Annotated in this window: 15 protein-coding genes; 8 read left to right on the top strand and 7 right to left on the bottom strand. The window is 66.8% G+C overall.

Annotated elements, in window-relative coordinates:
• Positions 1-269 precede the first annotated feature (269 nt).
• The 4 genes from ACPTTF_RS19265 to ACPTTF_RS19250 are packed head-to-tail and all read right to left on the bottom strand — an operon-like array spanning position 270 to position 5938.
• Positions 270-2267, bottom strand: coding sequence for an acetyl/propionyl/methylcrotonyl-CoA carboxylase subunit alpha (locus ACPTTF_RS19265; RefSeq protein WP_423367787.1), 1998 nt, complete (start codon positions 2265-2267; stop codon positions 270-272).
• A gap of 45 nt (positions 2268-2312) precedes the next feature.
• Positions 2313-3098 (bottom strand): enoyl-CoA hydratase/isomerase family protein, encoded by a 786-nt coding sequence (locus tag ACPTTF_RS19260; protein ID WP_166965906.1) that lies wholly within the window; start codon positions 3096-3098, stop codon positions 2313-2315.
• Positions 3099-3117: 19 nt separating this feature from the next.
• Positions 3118-4725 (bottom strand): carboxyl transferase domain-containing protein, encoded by a 1608-nt coding sequence (locus ACPTTF_RS19255; RefSeq protein WP_423367786.1) that lies wholly within the window; start codon positions 4723-4725, stop codon positions 3118-3120.
• 31 nt (positions 4726-4756) lie between these two features.
• On the bottom strand, positions 4757-5938 hold the full coding sequence (locus tag ACPTTF_RS19250) for an isovaleryl-CoA dehydrogenase (protein ID WP_059238999.1): 1182 nt from the start codon (positions 5936-5938) through the stop codon (positions 4757-4759).
• Between the two features lie 170 nt (positions 5939-6108).
• Here ACPTTF_RS19250 and ACPTTF_RS19245 point away from each other — a divergent pair, with 170 nt between their 5' ends.
• Positions 6109-6855 carry a TetR/AcrR family transcriptional regulator gene (locus tag ACPTTF_RS19245; protein ID WP_423367785.1) on the top strand — a complete coding sequence of 249 codons (747 nt, stop codon included), beginning with the start codon at positions 6109-6111 and terminating at the stop codon, positions 6853-6855.
• 73 nt (positions 6856-6928) lie between these two features.
• Here the strand turns inward: ACPTTF_RS19245 and ACPTTF_RS19240 are convergent, their stop codons facing one another.
• Positions 6929-7417: a MarR family winged helix-turn-helix transcriptional regulator gene (locus ACPTTF_RS19240; RefSeq protein ID WP_423367784.1), complete on the bottom strand. Its 489-nt coding sequence runs from the start codon at positions 7415-7417 to the stop codon at positions 6929-6931.
• Positions 7418-7616: 199 nt separating this feature from the next.
• Between ACPTTF_RS19240 and ACPTTF_RS19235 the strand changes: the two genes are divergently transcribed.
• The 5 genes from ACPTTF_RS19235 to ACPTTF_RS19215 all read left to right on the top strand — a co-directional run bounded on the left by ACPTTF_RS19235 (position 7617) and on the right by ACPTTF_RS19215 (position 13466).
• A complete protein-coding gene (locus ACPTTF_RS19235; protein ID WP_423369845.1) occupies positions 7617-8696 on the top strand; it encodes a Rieske 2Fe-2S domain-containing protein in 1080 nt (359 codons plus the stop codon).
• On the top strand, positions 8693-9658 hold the full coding sequence (locus tag ACPTTF_RS19230; RefSeq protein ID WP_423367783.1) for a PDR/VanB family oxidoreductase: 966 nt from the start codon (positions 8693-8695) through the stop codon (positions 9656-9658). The genes ACPTTF_RS19235 and ACPTTF_RS19230 overlap by 4 nt, the downstream gene beginning before the upstream one ends.
• Positions 9659-9714: 56 nt before the next feature.
• Entirely contained in the window at positions 9715-10770 is a 1056-nt protein-coding gene (locus tag ACPTTF_RS19225; RefSeq protein WP_423367782.1) for a Rieske 2Fe-2S domain-containing protein, read from the top strand.
• Positions 10771-10922: 152 nt separating this feature from the next.
• Positions 10923-12266: an MFS transporter gene (locus ACPTTF_RS19220; protein WP_423367781.1), complete on the top strand. Its 1344-nt coding sequence runs from the start codon at positions 10923-10925 to the stop codon at positions 12264-12266.
• A 102-nt stretch (positions 12267-12368) separates the two neighbouring features.
• Entirely contained in the window at positions 12369-13466 is a 1098-nt protein-coding gene (locus ACPTTF_RS19215) for a porin (RefSeq protein WP_423367780.1), read from the top strand.
• A gap of 22 nt (positions 13467-13488) precedes the next feature.
• Here ACPTTF_RS19215 and ACPTTF_RS19210 read toward each other — a convergent pair whose 3' ends face one another.
• Positions 13489-13935, bottom strand: coding sequence for a hypothetical protein (locus tag ACPTTF_RS19210; RefSeq protein ID WP_423367779.1), 447 nt, complete (start codon positions 13933-13935; stop codon positions 13489-13491).
• A gap of 399 nt (positions 13936-14334) precedes the next feature.
• Here ACPTTF_RS19210 and ACPTTF_RS19205 point away from each other — a divergent pair, with 399 nt between their 5' ends.
• Entirely contained in the window at positions 14335-16503 is a 2169-nt protein-coding gene (locus ACPTTF_RS19205) for a TonB-dependent siderophore receptor (protein ID WP_423367778.1), read from the top strand.
• A gap of 298 nt (positions 16504-16801) precedes the next feature.
• Here ACPTTF_RS19205 and ACPTTF_RS19200 read toward each other — a convergent pair whose 3' ends face one another.
• Positions 16802-17119 (bottom strand): hypothetical protein, encoded by a 318-nt coding sequence (locus tag ACPTTF_RS19200; protein WP_423391171.1) that lies wholly within the window; start codon positions 17117-17119, stop codon positions 16802-16804.
• Positions 17120-17154: 35 nt separating this feature from the next.
• Between ACPTTF_RS19200 and ACPTTF_RS19195 the strand changes: the two genes are divergently transcribed.
• Positions 17155-18357, top strand: a complete 1203-nt coding sequence (locus ACPTTF_RS19195; RefSeq protein WP_423367777.1) for a multidrug effflux MFS transporter — start codon at positions 17155-17157, stop codon at positions 18355-18357.
• Positions 18358-18401: the final 44 nt, after the last annotated feature.

The raw sequence follows: 18401 nt of genomic DNA, 5'->3' as shown, positions 1-18401 counted from the left end.
GGTCATATCGACGGCGAGATGCTAATTACGACGTGTTACACGACGGTGTCGCGTCAAGAGGCGCGCTGCGTGCATGCAGGGAACGGCACGTGTCGCAGCGGAAGGGATAGCGAAAAACGTAATGCAATCGAAAGATTCGTATTGCTTCGTTTTTGCCGATGCGATCGGAGCAAGTCCGTCGCGGTATCGGTCGCGCAACGAATCGCGACGCTTTTTTTGCGGGCCGGCAGCCGCAGCAACCGGCCCGCATACAGCGAAACAGGCCTTGCTCAGCCTTCCGCCATCATCAGCAACTGCGCGCCGTCCGAAACCTGGTCGCCGACGCCGTACAGCACTTCCGCGACGACGCCCGCGCTCGGCGCGCCGATCGTGTGCTCCATCTTCATCGCTTCCATCACGATCAGCGGCGTGCCCGCTTCGACCTTCTGGCCCGGCTCGACCAGCACCGCGATCACCTTGCCGGGCATCGGCGCGGTCAGGCGGCCGCCGCCCTGCTCCGTGTCACCCGCATGCGCGAGCAGGTTGCGCCATTCGAACGCCTCGGCCGCGCCCTGCGTGAACACGTGGAAGGTGTCGCCGTCCGCAACCACGCGGCCGCTGCTGCGCACGCCGCCGAGCGTCACGTCGAAATCGAGCGGCGTGGCGCCGCGCGTCCACACGAACGGTTGCGCGGCTGCGTCGCCGGCCGCGAGGCGCGCGACGGCGCCGTCGTCCTCGTACGTGACCGTCACGTCCGCTTCGCGCTCGGCCGCATGCCATTCGAGCGTGCGGCGATAGCCGCCGTTCAGTCGCCAGTCCGGCAGCGCGCCCCACGGCGATGCACCCTGCACGGCCGCGCCGCGTTCGCGCGCGAGCAGCGCCGCGCACGCGAGCGCGAGCATCGCGCGCGGCGGCTCTTGCGGCGCGAACAGCGCGTCGTGGTTGCGTTCGATCAGGCCCGTGTCGAGATCGGCCGTCGCAAACGGCTCGCACGCGACGATCCGCTGCAGGAACGCGGCATTCGTGTGCAGGCCGACCACTTCACATGCACGCAGCGCGCGCAGCATCAGGCTCAGCGCTTCCGCACGGTCCGCGCCATGGACGATCAGCTTCGCGATCATCGGATCGTAGAACGGCGTGATCGCATCGCCTTCGCGCACGCCGCTGTCGACACGCACCGATGCACCGATCGCGAACTCGACGCCTGCCGGCAGCCGCAGGTGCTTCAGCGTGCCCGTGGACGGCAGGAAGCCGCGCGCCGGGTTCTCCGCATACAGGCGCGCCTCGAGCGCATGGCCCTGCACGCGCAGTTCGTCCTGCTGCAGCGGCAGCGGCTCGCCGGATGCGACACGCAGTTGCCATTCGACGAGATCGAGCCCCGTGACCATCTCGGTGACCGGATGCTCGACCTGCAGGCGCGTGTTCATTTCCATGAAGTAGAACGCATCGCCCGTCATGATGAATTCGACGGTGCCCGCGCCGACATAGGCGACTGCGCGCGCAGCCGCGACGGCTGCCTCGCCCATCGCACGGCGCAGGTCGTCGGGCAGGCCCGGCGCCGGCGCTTCCTCGAGCACCTTCTGGTGACGGCGCTGCACCGAGCAGTCGCGGTCGAACAGGTACACGGTATTGCCGTGCGTATCGCCGAACACCTGCACCTCGACGTGGCGCGGGCGCGTCAGGTATTTCTCGATCAGCACGCGATCGTTGCCGAAGCTGCTCGCGGCTTCGCGCTGGCACGACGCGAGCGCCGCCGGGAAATCGGCGGAGCGCTCGACCACGCGCATGCCCTTGCCGCCGCCGCCCGCGCTTGCCTTCAGCAGCACCGGGTAGCCGATCTCGTCGGCTTCGCGATGCAGGTTGCCGGCATCCTGGTCGTCGCCGTGATAGCCGGGCACGAGCGGCACGGCGGCCGCGTGCATCAGCGCCTTCGCGGCGGCCTTCGAGCCCATCGCCGCGATCGCGTCGACCGGCGGCCCGATGAAGACGATGCCGGCCGCTTCGCACGCATGCGCGAAATCTTCGTTCTCGGACAGAAATCCGTAGCCGGGGTGGATCGCCTGCGCGCCGGTTGCACGCGCGGCTTCGATGATGCGCTCGATGCGCAGGTAGCTGTCGGCGGCGGCCGAGCCGCCGATGTGGACGGCTTCGTCGCACGCGGCCACGTGTTTCGCGTTCGCGTCCGCGTCGGAATAGACGGCGACGCTCGCGATCCCGAGACGTTTGCACGTCGCGGCGACGCGGCACGCGATTTCGCCGCGGTTGGCGATCAGAATCTTGTCGAACATGGCTTCGGTGTCGTCCGGAAAGAGGGGGTCACGCGTTCTGCGCGATCATTCACGCCACGACGGCGTGCGCTTTTCGAGGAAGGACGCAATCCCTTCGCGCGCTTCGGCGCCGGCGCGGGTTCGCGCGATCCAGTCGGCGGTCTGCTCGATCAGCGTCGCGTCGAGCGCACGGCCGGCCACGTCGGCGACGAGCCGCTTGCACGCCTTCACCGCATCGGGGCCGTTCGCGACGAGCGTCGCGGCCAGCTTCGCGACGGTTTCGTCGAGCGCTTCGGCCGGCACCGCTTCGTGAATGAAGCCGAGCGACGCCGCGCGCGTGCTGTCGAACACCTCGGCCGTCGTGAAGTAGCGGCGCGCCGCGCGCTCGCCCATCGCACGCACCACGTACGGCGCGATCGTCGCGGGGATCAGCCCGAGCCGCGCTTCCGACAGGCAGAACTTCACGCCGTCGGCAGCAATCGCGATATCGGCCGCGGCCACCAGGCCCACCCCGCCCGCGTAGGCATCGCCATGCACGCGGGCGATCACCGGCTTGCCGCAGCGATGGATCGCCTCGAGCATCCGCGCGAGCTTGCGCGCATCGGCACGGTTCTCGTCGTCCGAGTAACCGGCCATCTTCTTCATCCAGTTCAGGTCCGCGCCCGCGCAGAATGCCGCGCCTTCCGCGGCAAGCACGATCGCGCGCACGCCTTCATGCGCGTCGAGCCATTCGAACGCGGTGGTCAGCTCGGCGATCGTCGTCTCGTTGAACGCGTTGCGCACGTCGGGACGTGCGAGCGTGACGGTCGCCACACGGCCGGCTTCGCTTACCTTGATCGTTTCGTATCGCATCGTTCAGCCCTCCCGGCCGTTACATGCGGAACACGCCGAAGCGCGTCTCGTCGATCGGTGCGTTCATCGACGCGGCAAGGCCAAGGCCCAGCACATCGCGCGTCTGCGCGGGGTCGATCACACCGTCGTCCCACAGCCGCGCACTCGCGTAATACGGATGGCCCTGACGCTCGTACTGGTCGCGGATCGGCTGCTTGAACGCGTCCTCTTCCTCGGCGGACCACGAACCGCCCTTCGCCTCGATGCCGTCGCGACGCACCGTCGCGAGCACCGACGCGGCCTGCTCGCCGCCCATCACCGAGATGCGCGCATTCGGCCACATCCACAGGAAACGCGGGCCGAACGCGCGACCGCACATTCCGTAGTTGCCGGCGCCGAACGAGCCGCCGATGATCACCGTGAACTTCGGCACCTTCGCGTTCGACACGGCCGTCACCATCTTCGCGCCGTGCCGCGCGATGCCTTCGTTCTCGTACTTGCGCCCGACCATGAAGCCCGTGATGTTCTGCAGGAACACGAGCGGGATCTTGCGCTGGCAGCACAGCTCGATGAAATGCGCGCCCTTCACCGCCGATTCGGAGAACAGGATGCCGTTGTTCGCGACGATCCCGACCGGGTGCCCCCAGATGTGCGCGAAGCCCGTGACGAGCGTCGTGCCGTAGCGCGCCTTGAATTCGTCGAATTCGGAATCGTCGACGATGCGCGCGATCACCTCGCGCACGTCGAACGGCTTGCGCGTATCGACCGGAATCACGCCGTACAGGCTCTTCGCGTCGTAGCGCGGCGGCTTCGGCTCGCGCAGCGCCACCGGCGATGCGATCTTCGGCGCGAGATGATCGACGATGTTGCGCGCGATCGACAGCGCATGCGCGTCGTTCTGCGCGAGATGGTCGGCCACGCCCGACAGGCGCGTGTGCACGTCGCCGCCGCCGAGATCCTCGGCGCTCACTTCCTCGCCGGTCGCGGCCTTCACGAGCGGCGGCCCGCCCAGGAAAATCGTGCCCTGCTCCTTCACGATGATCGACTCGTCGCTCATCGCCGGCACGTATGCGCCACCGGCCGTGCACGAGCCCATCACGACGGCGATCTGCGCGATCCCCGCCGCCGACATCGTCGCCTGGTTGAAGAAGATGCGGCCGAAGTGGTCGCGATCGGGAAACACGTCGTCCTGGTTCGGCAGGTTCGCGCCGCCCGAATCGACGAGGTACACGCACGGCAGCCGGTTTTCCGCGGCGATCTCCTGCGCGCGCACGTGCTTCTTCACGGTGACCGGATAGTAGGTGCCGCCCTTGACCGTCGCGTCGTTGCACACGATCACGCATTCGCGGCCGGCGATGCGGCCGATCCCGGTGATGACGCCCGCGCCCGGCGCGTCGTCGTTGTACATGCCATTCGCCGCGAGCTGCGAGAACTCGAGGAACGGCGCGCCCGGATCGAGCAGTTGCGCGATGCGGTCGCGCGGCAGCAGCTTGCCGCGCGACAGGTGCTTGTCGCGCGCGGCCTGGCCGCCGCCCTGCGCGAGCTGTTCGATCTTCGCGCGCAGCTCGGCGACGACCGCCTCGAGCGCCGCGGTATTCGCGCGGAAGTCTTCCGAGCGCGGGTTCAGTTTCGATTCGATGATCGGCATCGACGGGGCTCCGTTCGCGTGTCGTGGGGCGTTACATCGTTTCCGCGAACAGCTCGCGGCCGATCAGCATCCGGCGGATCTCGCTCGTGCCGGCGCCGATCTCGTACAGCTTCGCATCGCGCCACAGGCGCCCGACCGGGTATTCGTTGATGTAGCCGTTGCCGCCGAGAATCTGGATCGCCTCGCCGGCCATCCACGTCGCCTTCTCGGCCGTATAGAGGATCACGCCCGCGCAGTCCTTGCGCACCTGGCGGATGTGGTCGCTGCCGGCCGAATCGAGGTGGCGGCCGACCGCGTACAGGTACGCGCGGCATGCCTGGAACGTGGTGTACATATCGGCGACCTTGCCCTGGATCAGCTGGAATTCGCCGATCGACTGGCCGAACTGCTTGCGGTCGTGGATATACGGCACCACCGCGTCGAGACACGCGGCCATGATGCCGGTCGGGCCGCCCGACAGCACCGCGCGCTCGTAGTCGAGGCCGCTCATCAGCACCTTCACGCCGCCGTTGAGCTGGCCGAGGATGTTCTCCTCCGGCACTTCGACGTCCTGGAACACCAGCTCGCCCGTGTGCGAGCCGCGCATGCCGAGCTTGTCGAGCTTCTGCGCGACCGAGAAACCCTTCATCCCCTTCTCGACGATGAACGCGGTGATGCCGCGCGAGTTGGCTTCGACGTCCGTCTTCGCGTAGACGACGAGCGTGTCGCAATCGGGGCCGTTGGTGATCCACATCTTCGTGCCGTTCAGCACGTAGCGATCGCCGCGCTTGTCGGCGCGCAGCTTCATGCTGACGACGTCGGAGCCGGCATTCGGCTCGCTCATCGCGAGCGCGCCGATGTGTTCGCCCGACACGAGCTTCGGCAGGTATTTCTGCTTCTGGGCCTCGGTGCCGTTGCGGTGGATCTGGTTCACGCACAGGTTCGAGTGCGCGCCGTACGACAGGCCGATCGACGCCGATGCGCGCGAGATCTCCTCCATCGCGACCATGTGCGCGGTGTAGCCCATGTTCGCGCCGCCGTATTCCTCGGCCACCGTCATGCCGAGCACGCCGAGATCGCCGAACTTCTTCCACAGATCCATCGGAAACTGGTCGGTGCGGTCGACCTCCGCCGCGCGCGGCGTGATTTCCTTCGCCGCGAACGTCGCGACGGCGTCGCGCAGCATCTCGATGTCTTCACCGAGCATGAATTGCACACCGGGCAGGTTGATCATGTCTCCTCCGTCTCCAGAAAGTGTGTGGCACCCACCGATTTCTGAGTTTCGCTCAAATCGAATGAATGCACCGATTCATTGACCAATACAGCGTAAATTTTGCACAGTTTCGCGCCTCGTCGGGTTCGGCGTCAATAGTTTTTTGAGTGACACTCAGATATCATGCCGAGATGACAGCCGCTACCGCCGACACCATGACCGCCACCGTCAAAGCCGACCGCGCCGACACGTCGCGCGCGCCCGCCGGGCGCAAATCCCAGCAACGCGTGCAGGACATTTTGCGCGCCGGCCGGGAAGTGTTCGCCGAAAAAGGTTACGAGCATGCGACGGCCGCCGAGATCGCACAGCGCGTGGGCGTATCGGAGGCGACGGTGTTCAGCTACTTCCGCGGCAAGCGCGAGCTGTGCGCGCGGGTCATCGCGGATTGGTACGACGAAAACATCGCCGCATTCGAGGAAGGGATGCCGCAGGACGCGTCGGTCCAGCAGCAGTTCGCGTTCATCGTGCGCACCCACCTGCGGCTGATGCTGGTGAACGGCACAGGCCTGTGCGCGCTGGTGCTGTCGGAAGGCCGCGCGAAGCAGCATGCGCTGAGCGACGAGCTCACCGCGCTGCAGCGCCGCTACACCGCGCCGCTGATGGATGTGCTCGCGCGCGGCCAGGCGGCCGGGCAGGTGCGTACCGACCTGCCGCTGAGCCTGTTGCGCTCGATGGTGTTCGGGCCGATCGAGCACGTGCTGTGGGATGCGATCCTCGGGCACCGCAAGCTCGATACGGAAACGACGGCTACGCAGCTCGTCGACATGCTGTGGGCCGCCGTACAGCCGCCGGCGCCGGAGCAGGCGGCGCTCGTGCGGTTCAGAAATGAAGTGGCGGAAGCCGTGCGGCGGCTGGAAGGGGAAGGCACGCGCGGGTGACGCGCGGCAGGCAGCGCGCCCGTCGCCCCGTCGCCGCTTTCCGCTTTCCGCTGTCGCGCAGGGCTCGGGGCCGCTACGACTCGTCGCTGACGCGCAGCGGCGCGCGGCTCTGCTCGTTGTTCAAGTGGACGAACTTGCGCAACAGGCGCACCAGTTCCTGCGAATCGTCCTCTCCCATCCCGTCGAACAGGCCGGCACGCAGTTCCTTCACCGACGGAATCAGGTGCGTGAGCAGCTCGACGCCAGTCGGCGTCAGCAACAAGCGGCGCTGACGTCGCGGCAACACTTCCCGCACGATCAATCCTTTCGCTTCGAGCCGGACCGCTAGATCCGCGGTCGTCGACGTGTCGAGCGCCACCCGCTGCGCCAGCGTCACCTGATCGAGCCCCGGGCACTCGTAGAGCATCCGCAGGACGGCGTACTGCACCGGCGTCACGTCCCGGCCCAGCTTCTCGTAGAACATCGCGACGGCAATCTGGTGCGCGCGCCGGATCAGGTGCCCAGGCTCGTCGTACAGGTCGAGCGGGAAAGCCGGCGCGTCGGCGGGATTCGTTTTTTCCATGAATGAGTCGATGACAGAGGCGACGCGCGCCGGTTGCGCGCGCCGACGGCATGGCGCTGCCTCGCGCCATTTCCCGGGAAAACCAGTATACCGCTCGCCTTGCCCCAGCCAATCTCGATGAGTACACTGAATCTCATTCAGTACACGGAATGAAGAAATGCCGCATACCAGCGGCACCGCCCTGAAGGAGACGAGGAACGTGTTTCTCAAGAACGCTTGGTATGTGGCGTGCACGCCCGATGAAATCGACGGCAAGCCGCTGGGTCGCAAGATCTGCAACGAGTCGATGGTGTTTTACCGCGCGGCGGACGGCCGGGTCGCCGCGCTCGAGGATTTCTGCCCGCACCGCGGCGCGCCACTGTCGCTGGGATTCGTGCGCGACGGCGTGCTCGTGTGCGGCTATCACGGGCTGGAAATGGGCTGCGACGGCAAGGCGACCGGCATGCCGGGCCAACGCGTCGGCGGCTTCCCCCCGATTCGCAGCTTCCCGGTGGTCGAGCGGTACGGATTCGTGTGGGTCTGGCCGGGCGAGGCGTCCGCCGCCGATCCCGCCAAACTGCCCGCCCTGGCGTGGGCCGAGAATCCGGCCTGGGCGCACGGCGGCGGCCTGTATCACATCCGTTGCGACTACCGGCTGATGATCGACAACCTGATGGACCTCACGCATGAGACCTACGTGCATGCGACGAGCATCGGCCAGAAGGAAATCGACGAAGCGCCGCCGAAGACGACCAGCCACGGCGACGAAGTCGTCACGAGCCGCTTCATGGAGAACGTGATGCCGCCGCCGTTCTGGCAGATGGGGTTGCGCGGCAACGGGCTGGCCGACGACGTGCCGGTCGACCGCTGGCAGATCTGCCGCTTCACACCGCCGAGCCACGTGATGATCGAAGTGGGCGTCGCGCACGCGGGTCACGGCGGCTACGATGCGCCGGCCGAGTTGAAGGCCTCGTCGATCGTGGTCGATTTCATCACGCCCGAAACGGACACCTCGATCTGGTATTTCTGGGGCATGGCGCGCAACTTCCGGCCCGACGATCACGTGCTGACCGCCGAGATCCGCGAAGGCCAGGGCAAGATCTTCGCCGAGGATCTCGAGATGCTCGAGCGCCAGCAGCTCAACCTGGAAAAGTGGCGCGACCGCAAGCTGCTCAAGCTCAACATCGACGCCGGCGGCGTGCTGTCGCGCAAGGTGATCGAACGGCTGCTCGCCGAAGAAAACGCGGCGAGCCCGCAGCGGCCCGTGATTCCGGTCGTGCAGATCAAGGAGGCGTCATGAGCGCCTCGACATTGACCGTCCGGGTAGCGCGCAAGTGGCAGGAAGCGCGCGACATCTGCGGCTTCGAATTCGTCAGCGACGACGGTTCGCCCTTGCCGAGCTTCGACGCCGGCGCCCATATCGATGTGCATCTGCCGGGCGGGCTCGTGCGTCAGTACTCGCTGTGCAACCACCCGGAACACGGCGATCGCTATCAGATCGCCGTGCTGCGCGATGCCGATGGCCGCGGCGGGTCGCGCGCGATTCACGACGCAGTCCGGCAAGGCGATACCGTGCGGATCGGCGTGCCGCGCAACCAGTTTCCGCTCGCCCCCGACGCCCCGCATCACCTGCTGCTCGCGGGCGGGATCGGCGTCACGCCGATTCTCTGCATGGCGGAACGGCTGTTCTCGTCCGGCATGCCGTTCGACCTGCACTACTGCGCGCGTTCGAGCGACCACATGGCCTTCGTCGAGCGAATCAACGCAGCCGGGTTTCACGATCGCGCCCGCTTCCACGTCGACGACGGTGCCCCCGAGCAACGCTTCGACCTGGCCGCCGTGCTCGCCGCGGCGCCCGACGGCACGCACCTGTACGTATGCGGCCCGCGCGGCTTCATGGATGCAGTGCTGAACGCCGCGCGCGAGCGCAACTGGGGCGAAGCGCGCCTGCACTACGAGTTCTTCGGCGGCGCAGTTGCGTCGTCCGGTGCAGACCGTGCGTTCCAGGTCCGGATCGCGAGCAGCGGCAGGGTGATCGATGTGCCGGCCGAATGCACAGTCATCGCGGCGCTGGCCGCGAACGGCGTCGACGTGCTGACGTCGTGCGAGCAAGGCGTATGCGGCACCTGCGCGACGCGCGTGCTCGAAGGCGAGCCCGATCATCGCGATTCGTATCTCACCGAAGCGGAACAGGCGGCCGGCGACCAGTTCATGCCCTGCTGTTCGCGATCGCGAAGCGACCTGCTGGTACTCGATCTGTAGATCTGTAGACGGACCGCCCGACACGCGGCGGCCAACCACAATACTGGAGACGATCAATGGAGCAACATGCCCGACCACCGATCAATACTACTAAATTCCCGATGGACCGATGGTGGGTTGCCGCGCTGTCATCCGAACTGACGGACAAACCCGTCGCCCGCACGCTGCTCGGCCGTCCGGTCGTCCTGTTCCGGTTGCCGTCCGGGGAAGTCGGTGCGCTGGAGGATCGCTGCTGCCACAAGTCGCTGCCACTGTCGTGCGGCTCGCTCGAAGCACGCGGCCTGCGCTGCGGCTATCACGGCCTGCTGTTCGACCGCGGCGGCACGTGCGTGGAAATTCCCGGCCAGGCGCGCATTCCGGCGAAGGCGTGCGTGTCGTCGTATCCGGTGCAGGAACAGGACGCGATCATATGGATCTGGATCGGCGCCGACGCGCACGCTCAACCGACCTGCGCGCCGCCGCGCTACGCGTTCCACGCGGATCCACAATACCGGTTCGGCGGCGGCAACTACCATTACGACGCGCCGTATCAACTGATTCACGACAACCTGATGGACTTGAGCCACCTCGGCTATGTCCATCTGAAAACGATCGGCGGCAACGCGCCGCTGCACATGGGCGCGGAAACCCGCGTCGGCAGCGACGGCGACACGGTGACGCTGGTTCGCCGGATGCCGGATTCCGACCCGCCGCCGACCTACACCGCTGCGTGGCCGTTCGCAGGCCGCGTCGATCGCTGGCAGGAAATCGAATTCCATGTGTCGCACATCCGGATCTGGACCGGCGCGATGGACGCCGGCACCGGCGACCTGCACGATCCGGCGCGCGGCGGCTTTCACATGCGCGGCTTCCACGGCATCACGCCCGAGACGGACACCACGACTCACTACTTCTGGACCGTCGCGACCAATCCGCAACACGACGTCGAGCGCGTCGCGCAAACGGTCATAGAGCAATCCGCGGCGACGTTCGATGAAGACAAGAGCGTGATCGAAGCGCAATACAGGAATCAGCTGCGGTTTCCCGGCGGCCACCAGATCGACATACACGTCGACGCGGGCCCCAATCGCGCGCGGCGCGTGATCGAGCGGTTGCTGCTCGAACCCGCGTAAGCATCGCGCCGACGACGCCCGCCAGCCGACGGTCGCGACGGGCGTTCCACGGGTTGCCCGTCAGCCCGTGCAATCGCTTTCGTCCCATTCGCCGTGTCCGGCTTCGATGTCATCCCATTTAATTAGTCATACTATTCACAAGGATCTTTGACGTGAGCGCAAACATCCGCAATACGATCGACGAATCCCCGATGAGCGCGTTCCAGACGATGGCGGTCACGGCCTGCGTCGTGCTGAACATGCTCGACGGCTTCGATGTACTGGCCATCGCGTTCGCCGCGCCGCATCTGGCGGCCGAATGGAAGCTGAGCGGCAAGGAAATCGGCCTGCTGCTGAGCGCCGGGCTGGCCGGCATGGGCATCGGCTCGGTGCTGATCGCGCCGCTGGCCGACCGCGTCGGCCGCCGCCGCATCATCCTGCTCTGCCTCGCCGTGATCTCGACCGGGATGCTCGCCTGCGCGGCCACGCACAGCACGCTGCAACTCGCCGTCGCGCGTGCGTACACGGGGCTCGGCATCGGCGGCATGCTGGCGAGCCTGACCGTCATCAGCGGCGAGTACGCGTCGAACAAATGGCGCAGCGCCGCGATCGGCATGCAGTCGACCGGCTACGCGATCGGCGCCACCGCCGGCGGCGTCATCGCCGGCTACCTGCTGTCGACGTGGGGATGGCGCAGCGTGTTCGCGTTCGGCGGCATCCTGACCTTGCTGTCGATCCCGATGGTGCTCGCACTGCTGCCGGAATCGCTCGACTTCCTGCTGGCGCGGCGTCCAGACAACGCGCTGCGGAAAATCAATCGCATCCTCGCAAGAATGAAGCGCGCGCCGATCGACACGCTGCCGGCCGCGACTTCTTCCATCGACACGGCGAACCCCGCGTCGAGCTGGATGGCCGTGTTGCGCGCACCGCTCGCGCGCCGCACGATCGCGTTGTGGATCGCGTTCTTTCTCGTGATGGGCAGCTTCTATTTCGTCGTGAGCTGGACGCCGAAGCTGCTGGTCCAGGCCGGGCTGTCGGCATCGCAGGGCGTGACCGGCGGCGTGCTGCTCAATCTCGGCGGCATTGCGGGCGCTTCCCTCTTCAGCCTGCTGTCGACGCGGTTCGGCCTGCGCAACCTGCTCGGCGCGACGCTGCTGCTCGGCGGCGTACTGATGGTCGTGTTCGGCGCGAACACGGGCTCGCTCGGCATCGGGCTGACGGTCGGCGTGTTCCTCGGCGCCGTGATCAATGCGTGCGTGGCCGGCATGTATGCATTGTCGCCGACGCCGTACCCAGCCGAGATCCGCACGACCGGCATCGGCCTCGCGGTCGGCATCGGCCGCCTCGGCGCGATTCTGTCGCCGATGACGGTCGGTGCGCTGCTGGACGACGGCTGGTCCGTGTCCCACCTCTATCTCGCGTTCCTCGTGCCGATGGCCGGTGCGGCAATCGCCGTCGCCGTGGCGGGCACGCGTACGGCGGTACCACGCAGGCAACGCGACCCGGCGATGTCGTAACGCGCGACGCCCGCAGTCTTGCCGATACCCGTCGGCATCCCGGATACGTCCGGGTCATTAAAACAATCGATAAGCATATCTACATACTGTTTGGAGACAGCCATGAAAACGAAACTGGGTGCCGCACTCGCGACGACGGCGCTGGCGCTGGCCGGACCGGCCTGCGCGCAAAGCAGCGTGACGCTTTACGGGATCATCGATACCGGCGTGTCCTACTACAACAACGCCGCGCACGGCGGATCGTTCACCGGCATGCCGACGCTGACCGGCGAAGTGCCGTCACGCTGGGGGCTGCGTGGCACGGAGGATCTCGGCGGCGGCTACCAGGCTTTCTTCGTGCTCGAAAACGGCTTCCAGCCCGGCACCGGCGCACTGAACTATGGCGGGCGCCTGTTCGGGCGACAGGCGAACGTGGGCGTGAACAGTCCGTTCGGCGCGCTGACCCTCGGCCGCCAGATGAACATGTCGATGATCGTGCTGACCAACGCCGACGTGATCGGCCCGTCGATTCATTCGATGGCGGATTTCGATTCCTACCTGCCCAACGCGCGCAGCGACAATGCGATCGGCTACAAGGGCACGTTCCACGGCGTGACGCTCGGCGCCACCTACAGCTTCGGCCGCGATGCGGCCGGGCCGGCAGGTCCGTCAGCGACGGGCTGCGCCGGACAGGTGCCCGGCGACTTCGTCGCCTGCCGCCAATACACGGCGATGCTCGCGTATGACACCAGCAACTTCGGGCTGGCCGCGTCGCACGACGTGATGCGCGGCGGCGGCGGTGCGCTCGCGCCGCTGAACAATCCGGCGTACACCGACACGCGCGACATCGTCGCCGGCTACGTGAAAATCGGCCCCGCGAAACTGGGCGCCGGGTGGATCCGCCGCAACCTCGCGGCGGCCGAACACCTGCAGGCCGACATCGTGTTCGCCGGCGGCACGTACTACGCGACGCCCTACCTCGCGCTCGACCTTCAGGGCGTCCGCTACCTGCAACGCCGAGAAAACAGCGAAGGCGGCACGAATGCCACGCTGTTCGTCGGACGCGCGAACTATTTCCTGTCGAAGCGGACGACCGTCTATACGTCGGTGGGCTACATGTTCAACAGCACACTGGCCGCGAACGCGGTCGCCGCCGGCGGGACGGTCGGCACCGGGATGAACCAGCTCGGCGTGATGGCCGGCATCCAGCAGAAGTTCTGAACGCCGCGCGCCCGCGCGCCGGTCAGTTCGCCAGACGGCAATGCGCCAGCTTCAGGCCCGGCAACACGGGTGCATCGATATACCCTTCGTTCACGCAGCTGAAGCGGAAAGCCGTCGACGTCACGAACGGCTTGATCTCGCCGCCAGGGAATTTCGGCTTCAGCGCATCCTGGTCGGCCACGTCGAAATGCGTATCGAACTGCTCGCCGTCGGCCGTCAGCGCACCGAAGTACGTGCCGCCCGGGTCGCCGCCCATCCGGATCACGGCGCCGACGAACGCGAGGCGCTTGCCGTCGTACTTCGCCTTCGCGGCGGCCATGTCCTGCGTATAGGCCTCGATCACGGCGCCGTAGTGCGCGTCGATCGCGGGTTCGGCGTCCGAAGCCGCGCAAGCGGCCTGGTGAACGCCCGCCAGCAGCGCGCAGGCCGCAAGCGCGGCCGCCGCGAACGGCGCGGAAATCTTCTTCATGGGTGGTCTCCCGTCTAGCGTGGTGGTTGAAGTGATTGAAGCCCGGCGCAACGCCGGATGAATTCGCTTCCGTTGCTTTAATCGTTCGAATGGCGGAATACGGCTGCGATCACTTCATCACCCGCATGGTCGTGCGCGGTGCTTGGCGCCGCGCGAAACGCGACGTGACAGGAAGATGACATGGTGCGGCCCCCGGCTCTCTCATTGAATTTCACTGCGTCTGATTTTGGTCGCTACGGTAGCAGACGGCCAACGGCCCGGCAACCAACGCCCGCGCGCCGCCGGGTCGCATCATTACAATTGCAAATGATTCTCATTACATATATCATGCGGACCTTGGTCGCCACGAAACGTCGCGGCCCGAAACACGATCCTTAGTACTCCGTCCTGCATCGATTCATGCCATCCCGTCGAACGCCCCGCCGCGTCCGGACCCTGCGTCCGTGGCGCTCGAGCCTGCCTGCCCTGATTTCCCTTTGCGTCGCGAGCGGCGCGCATGCGGCCAACGCCGAAGCCGCTGCCCCCGCATCGGCGCCCGCGACGCCCGCCGGGAAAGCACTCCCCGCCATCAACGTCAACGCATCGTCGGCCGTCGACCCGACGATCGGCTATCAGCCGCGCACAACGAGCATCGCGGGCGGCAGCGACCGTCCGCTGAAGGAGATTCCGCAATCGGTCGCGGTGGTGAGCAGCAGCGTGATGCAGGACCAGCAGGCGCGCTCGCTCGACGACGTGCTCGGCAACATCAGCGGCGTCACGCAGACGAACACGCTCGGCGGCACACGTGACGCGTTCATCAAGCGCGGCTTCGGGTCGAACAACGACGGCTCGGTGCTCGTCGACGGCGTGCGCACGCCGGTGCTGCACAGCTATCTCGCGACGATCGACCGCGTCGAGGTGCTGAAGGGCCCGGCCTCGCTGCTGTACGGGATGCAGGATCCCGGCGGCGTGATCAACCTCGTCACCCGCAAGCCGGAAGACACGTTCGGTGGCTCGATCTCCGCGTCGCGCACGAACCACGGCGGCAGCAGCGCACAGTTCGATCTCACGGGCCCGCTCGGCAAGCCGGGCCAGGTCGCGGGCGGCACGCTCGCGTTCCGGCTGACCGGCGAATACGACACCAGCCGCTACTGGCGCAGCTTCGGCCGCGAACGCAACGCGCTGATCGCGCCCGCGCTGTCGTGGCACGACGCGAACACGTCGATCGACGTCAGCTACCAGTACGTCGACTACACGATGCCGTTCGATCGCGGCACCGTGCTCGTGAACGGCCAGCTCGACGATGCGTTGCGCTATCGCCGCTACGAGGAAGCATGGTCGCAAAGCAGCGGCATCCAGGAAACGCTGCGTACGCGCATCGAGCACCGCTTCTCCGATGCATGGCGCGTGCGCGCGACCTACGGCTGGGGCCGCGATCGCTACGACCAGTACATCACCCGCGCGACCGCGTTCAACAGCCGCACCGGCGCGATGACGCGCTCGTCCGATGCGAACCTCGGACGCAACGACTCCGACCAGATCGCGACGCTCGGCCTGCTCGGCAACGTGACGCTCGCGGGGATGAACCACGCGATCTACATCGGTGGCGAATACGAACGGCAGCGCAGCTTTCGCGGCGACACGATCCGCGGCAAGGCGACGACGGGCTTCAATCTCTACGATCCCGTGTACGGCCTGCTCGCAGCGGGCGGCACCCCCAACGCGAAGCAAAGCGATTCGCGCTCGGTCGTGCATGCGTACTCGACGATCGTGCAGGACTCGGTGAAGATCACCGACCGCCTCACCGCGGTGGGCGGGTTGCGCTGGGAAAACTGGCAGCAGGAATCGGGGATGGGGCGGCCGTTCGCGTTCGCCGACCGCTCGCGCGGCACCGTCTGGCTGCCGCAGTTCGGGCTCGCGTATGCGCTCACGCCGGCGCTGACCGCCTACGCGAACGTGAGCCGCTCGTTCAAGCCGAACGTCGCGACGAATGTCGCCGCACCGCTTGCGCCGGAATACGGCCGCGTGCTCGAAGCCGGGCTGAAGTTCAGCCTGAAACCCGCGATCACCGGCACGCTCGCGGTCTACCAGATCGACAAGCGCAACGTCGCGGTCACGGTCGGCGACATCACGTCGACGATCGGCACCGCGCGCTCGCGCGGGATCGAGCTCGACGTCGCCGGGCAGATCACGCGTCATCTGAGCGTGATCGGCAGCTATGCCTATACGAATGCGACCGATCGCGACAGCAACACGCCGCTCGCCAACGTCGCGCGCCACACGGGCAGCCTGTTCGCCGTGTACGACACGGCCATCGCGAATCTGCCCGGCCGCTGGCGCTTCGGCGGCGGCGCACGCCTGGTCGGCGCACGCTCCGGCGACACGGCGAACAGCTTCACGCTGCCCGGCTATGTGACCGTCGACGCCTTCGCAGCCTACGAAACGACGATCGGCAAGTTCCCGACGCGCTTCCAGCTCAACGTGAAGAACCTGCTCGACAAGACCTACTACCCGTCGAGCAACAACAACCTGATCGTCGCGGTCGGCGAGCCACGGCTCGTCACGTTGACGACGACGGTGTCGTTCTGACGTTCCGACGTTCCGACGTTCTGACGTTCTGACGTTCTGACGCTCTGATGCTCTGACGCTCTGACGCTCTGACGCTCTGACGCTCTGACGCTCTGACGCTCTGACGTTCCGACATTCTGACGTTCTGACGCTCCGACGCTCCGACGCTCCGACGCTCTGATGGCCTGATGGCCTGATGCGTGCGTGGGCCGGCCCGAATACGGCGGCCCACGCGCAACACCCGCATTCGCGGCCACTCGCTACGCGTAGCGGCTCGCCCCTTCTCCCCGGTGCAGCATCCCGGCCGCTTCGTGATCGGTCACTGCGAATCCGCGCGCGTTGTGCCGGACAACGCGGACAACGACGCGGCGACGAAACTGCGCCCGATCATCCGGCGAAACACGAACGACAGCGAATCACCCCGTTGCTCGCCGCCGACACCCTCGCCCGATTCTTCTTGACCGGCGCTTCGCGCGACACCTGACGCCGTCATCCACACGCCTTCCCGGCCCCCACTTTGCCGCCCGCAAAAATGCATCCGGGCGATGCAATTCCGCCCGCTCCCGAACCGCATCGCACGCCGTATGATCGCCCCGGCCTTTTCTCGAGGCGGCCCAATGCGCGCCGCCATCTGCATCCGCTCACGCGCTCCGCCCCAACCACCCAGCGACCATGTCCAACTTCTCACTCATCCTCGTCGTCTCCATGTTGAGCGCCTTCGGCCTGATCGCGTCCGACGTCTACCTGCCCGCGATGCCGTCGATGGCCCACGAGTTTTCGATCGGTGCCTGGCAGATGCCGCAGACGGTATCGGCTTACCTGATCGCGCTCGCCTGTGCGCAACTGGTCTACGGCCCCCTCTCCGATCGATGGGGGCGCAAACCCGTGCTGACGGCCGGCATCCTCCTGTACATCGTTGGCTCGATCGGCTGCGCAAGCGCAGCCGGCTTCGCAAGCTTTCTCGGATGGCGCGTGCTCGAAGCGCTCGGCGCGGCGTCCGGCCTCGTCATCGGTCGCGCGATCATCGCCGACACCTGCGACAAGCACGCATCCGCGAAGGTCTACAGCATCGTGTATCCGCTCGTGTCGCTGTCTCCGGCACTCGCCCCCGCAATCGGCGGAAATCTGGCTGCGTGGTTCGGGTGGCGGAGCGATTTCATTTTCGTCGCCGCGTTTGGCGTCGTCGCGCTCGCGCTCGTTCAGCTTCTGCTGAAGGAAACTCGTCCGCCCGTCGCGCCGGGGCAAAATCGCGCCGCGCCGCTGGCCGGCTTCGCGGACGTGCTCGGGGACCGGGCATTCATCCGCTACACGCTCGTCGTCTGCGCGATCTATTGCGCGTGGTTCGTTTACCTGACGCAGTCGCCGTTCATCTTCTCCGGCCTTGGCCTTTCGGAACAGCAAAGCGGCTGGCTTTACCTGCCGCTGACCGCCGGCATCATTTCCGCCAACATGATTGCGCGCCGCATGCTCGACCGGATGTCCTACGACTCGATCGTCGTGGCCGGCGTGAGCTGCTTCGTTGCCGGCGGCATGGCGTTCGCCCTGTGCGAATCGTGGCACGTCAAAGGCATCCTCGCGATCGTGATGCCGATGTTGCTCATCAGCCTGTCGAATGGATCGTCGCTGTCGCTTGCGGTCTCGGGCGCCATTGCGAGCGGACACGGGCGCGCGGCCACGGCGTCGGGGCTGGTCGGCTTTTTCCAGATCGGCAGTGCCTCGCTCGCTGCCACCGTGTCCGGCGGCCTGCTCGGCACCGGCAGCCACGTGCTGGCTGTGGCCATCCCGTTCTTCGCGATCGTCGCGGCAATCGCGATCATGCCGCGCTGGTATGCCGCGCGGCGCACGCTCTCGACGCGCAACTCCCTGACCCGTTGAGCACCCGCGCCTGCACCGTCATGATTCCGGCGTGATCCCGGCCG

Source organism: Burkholderia crassaminum (genome assembly GCF_964265005.1).
GTDB lineage: Bacteria > Pseudomonadota > Gammaproteobacteria > Burkholderiales > Burkholderiaceae > Burkholderia.
The sequence above is the reverse complement of the archived record's forward strand: the minus strand, read 5'-3'. Positions and strand labels throughout refer to the sequence as shown.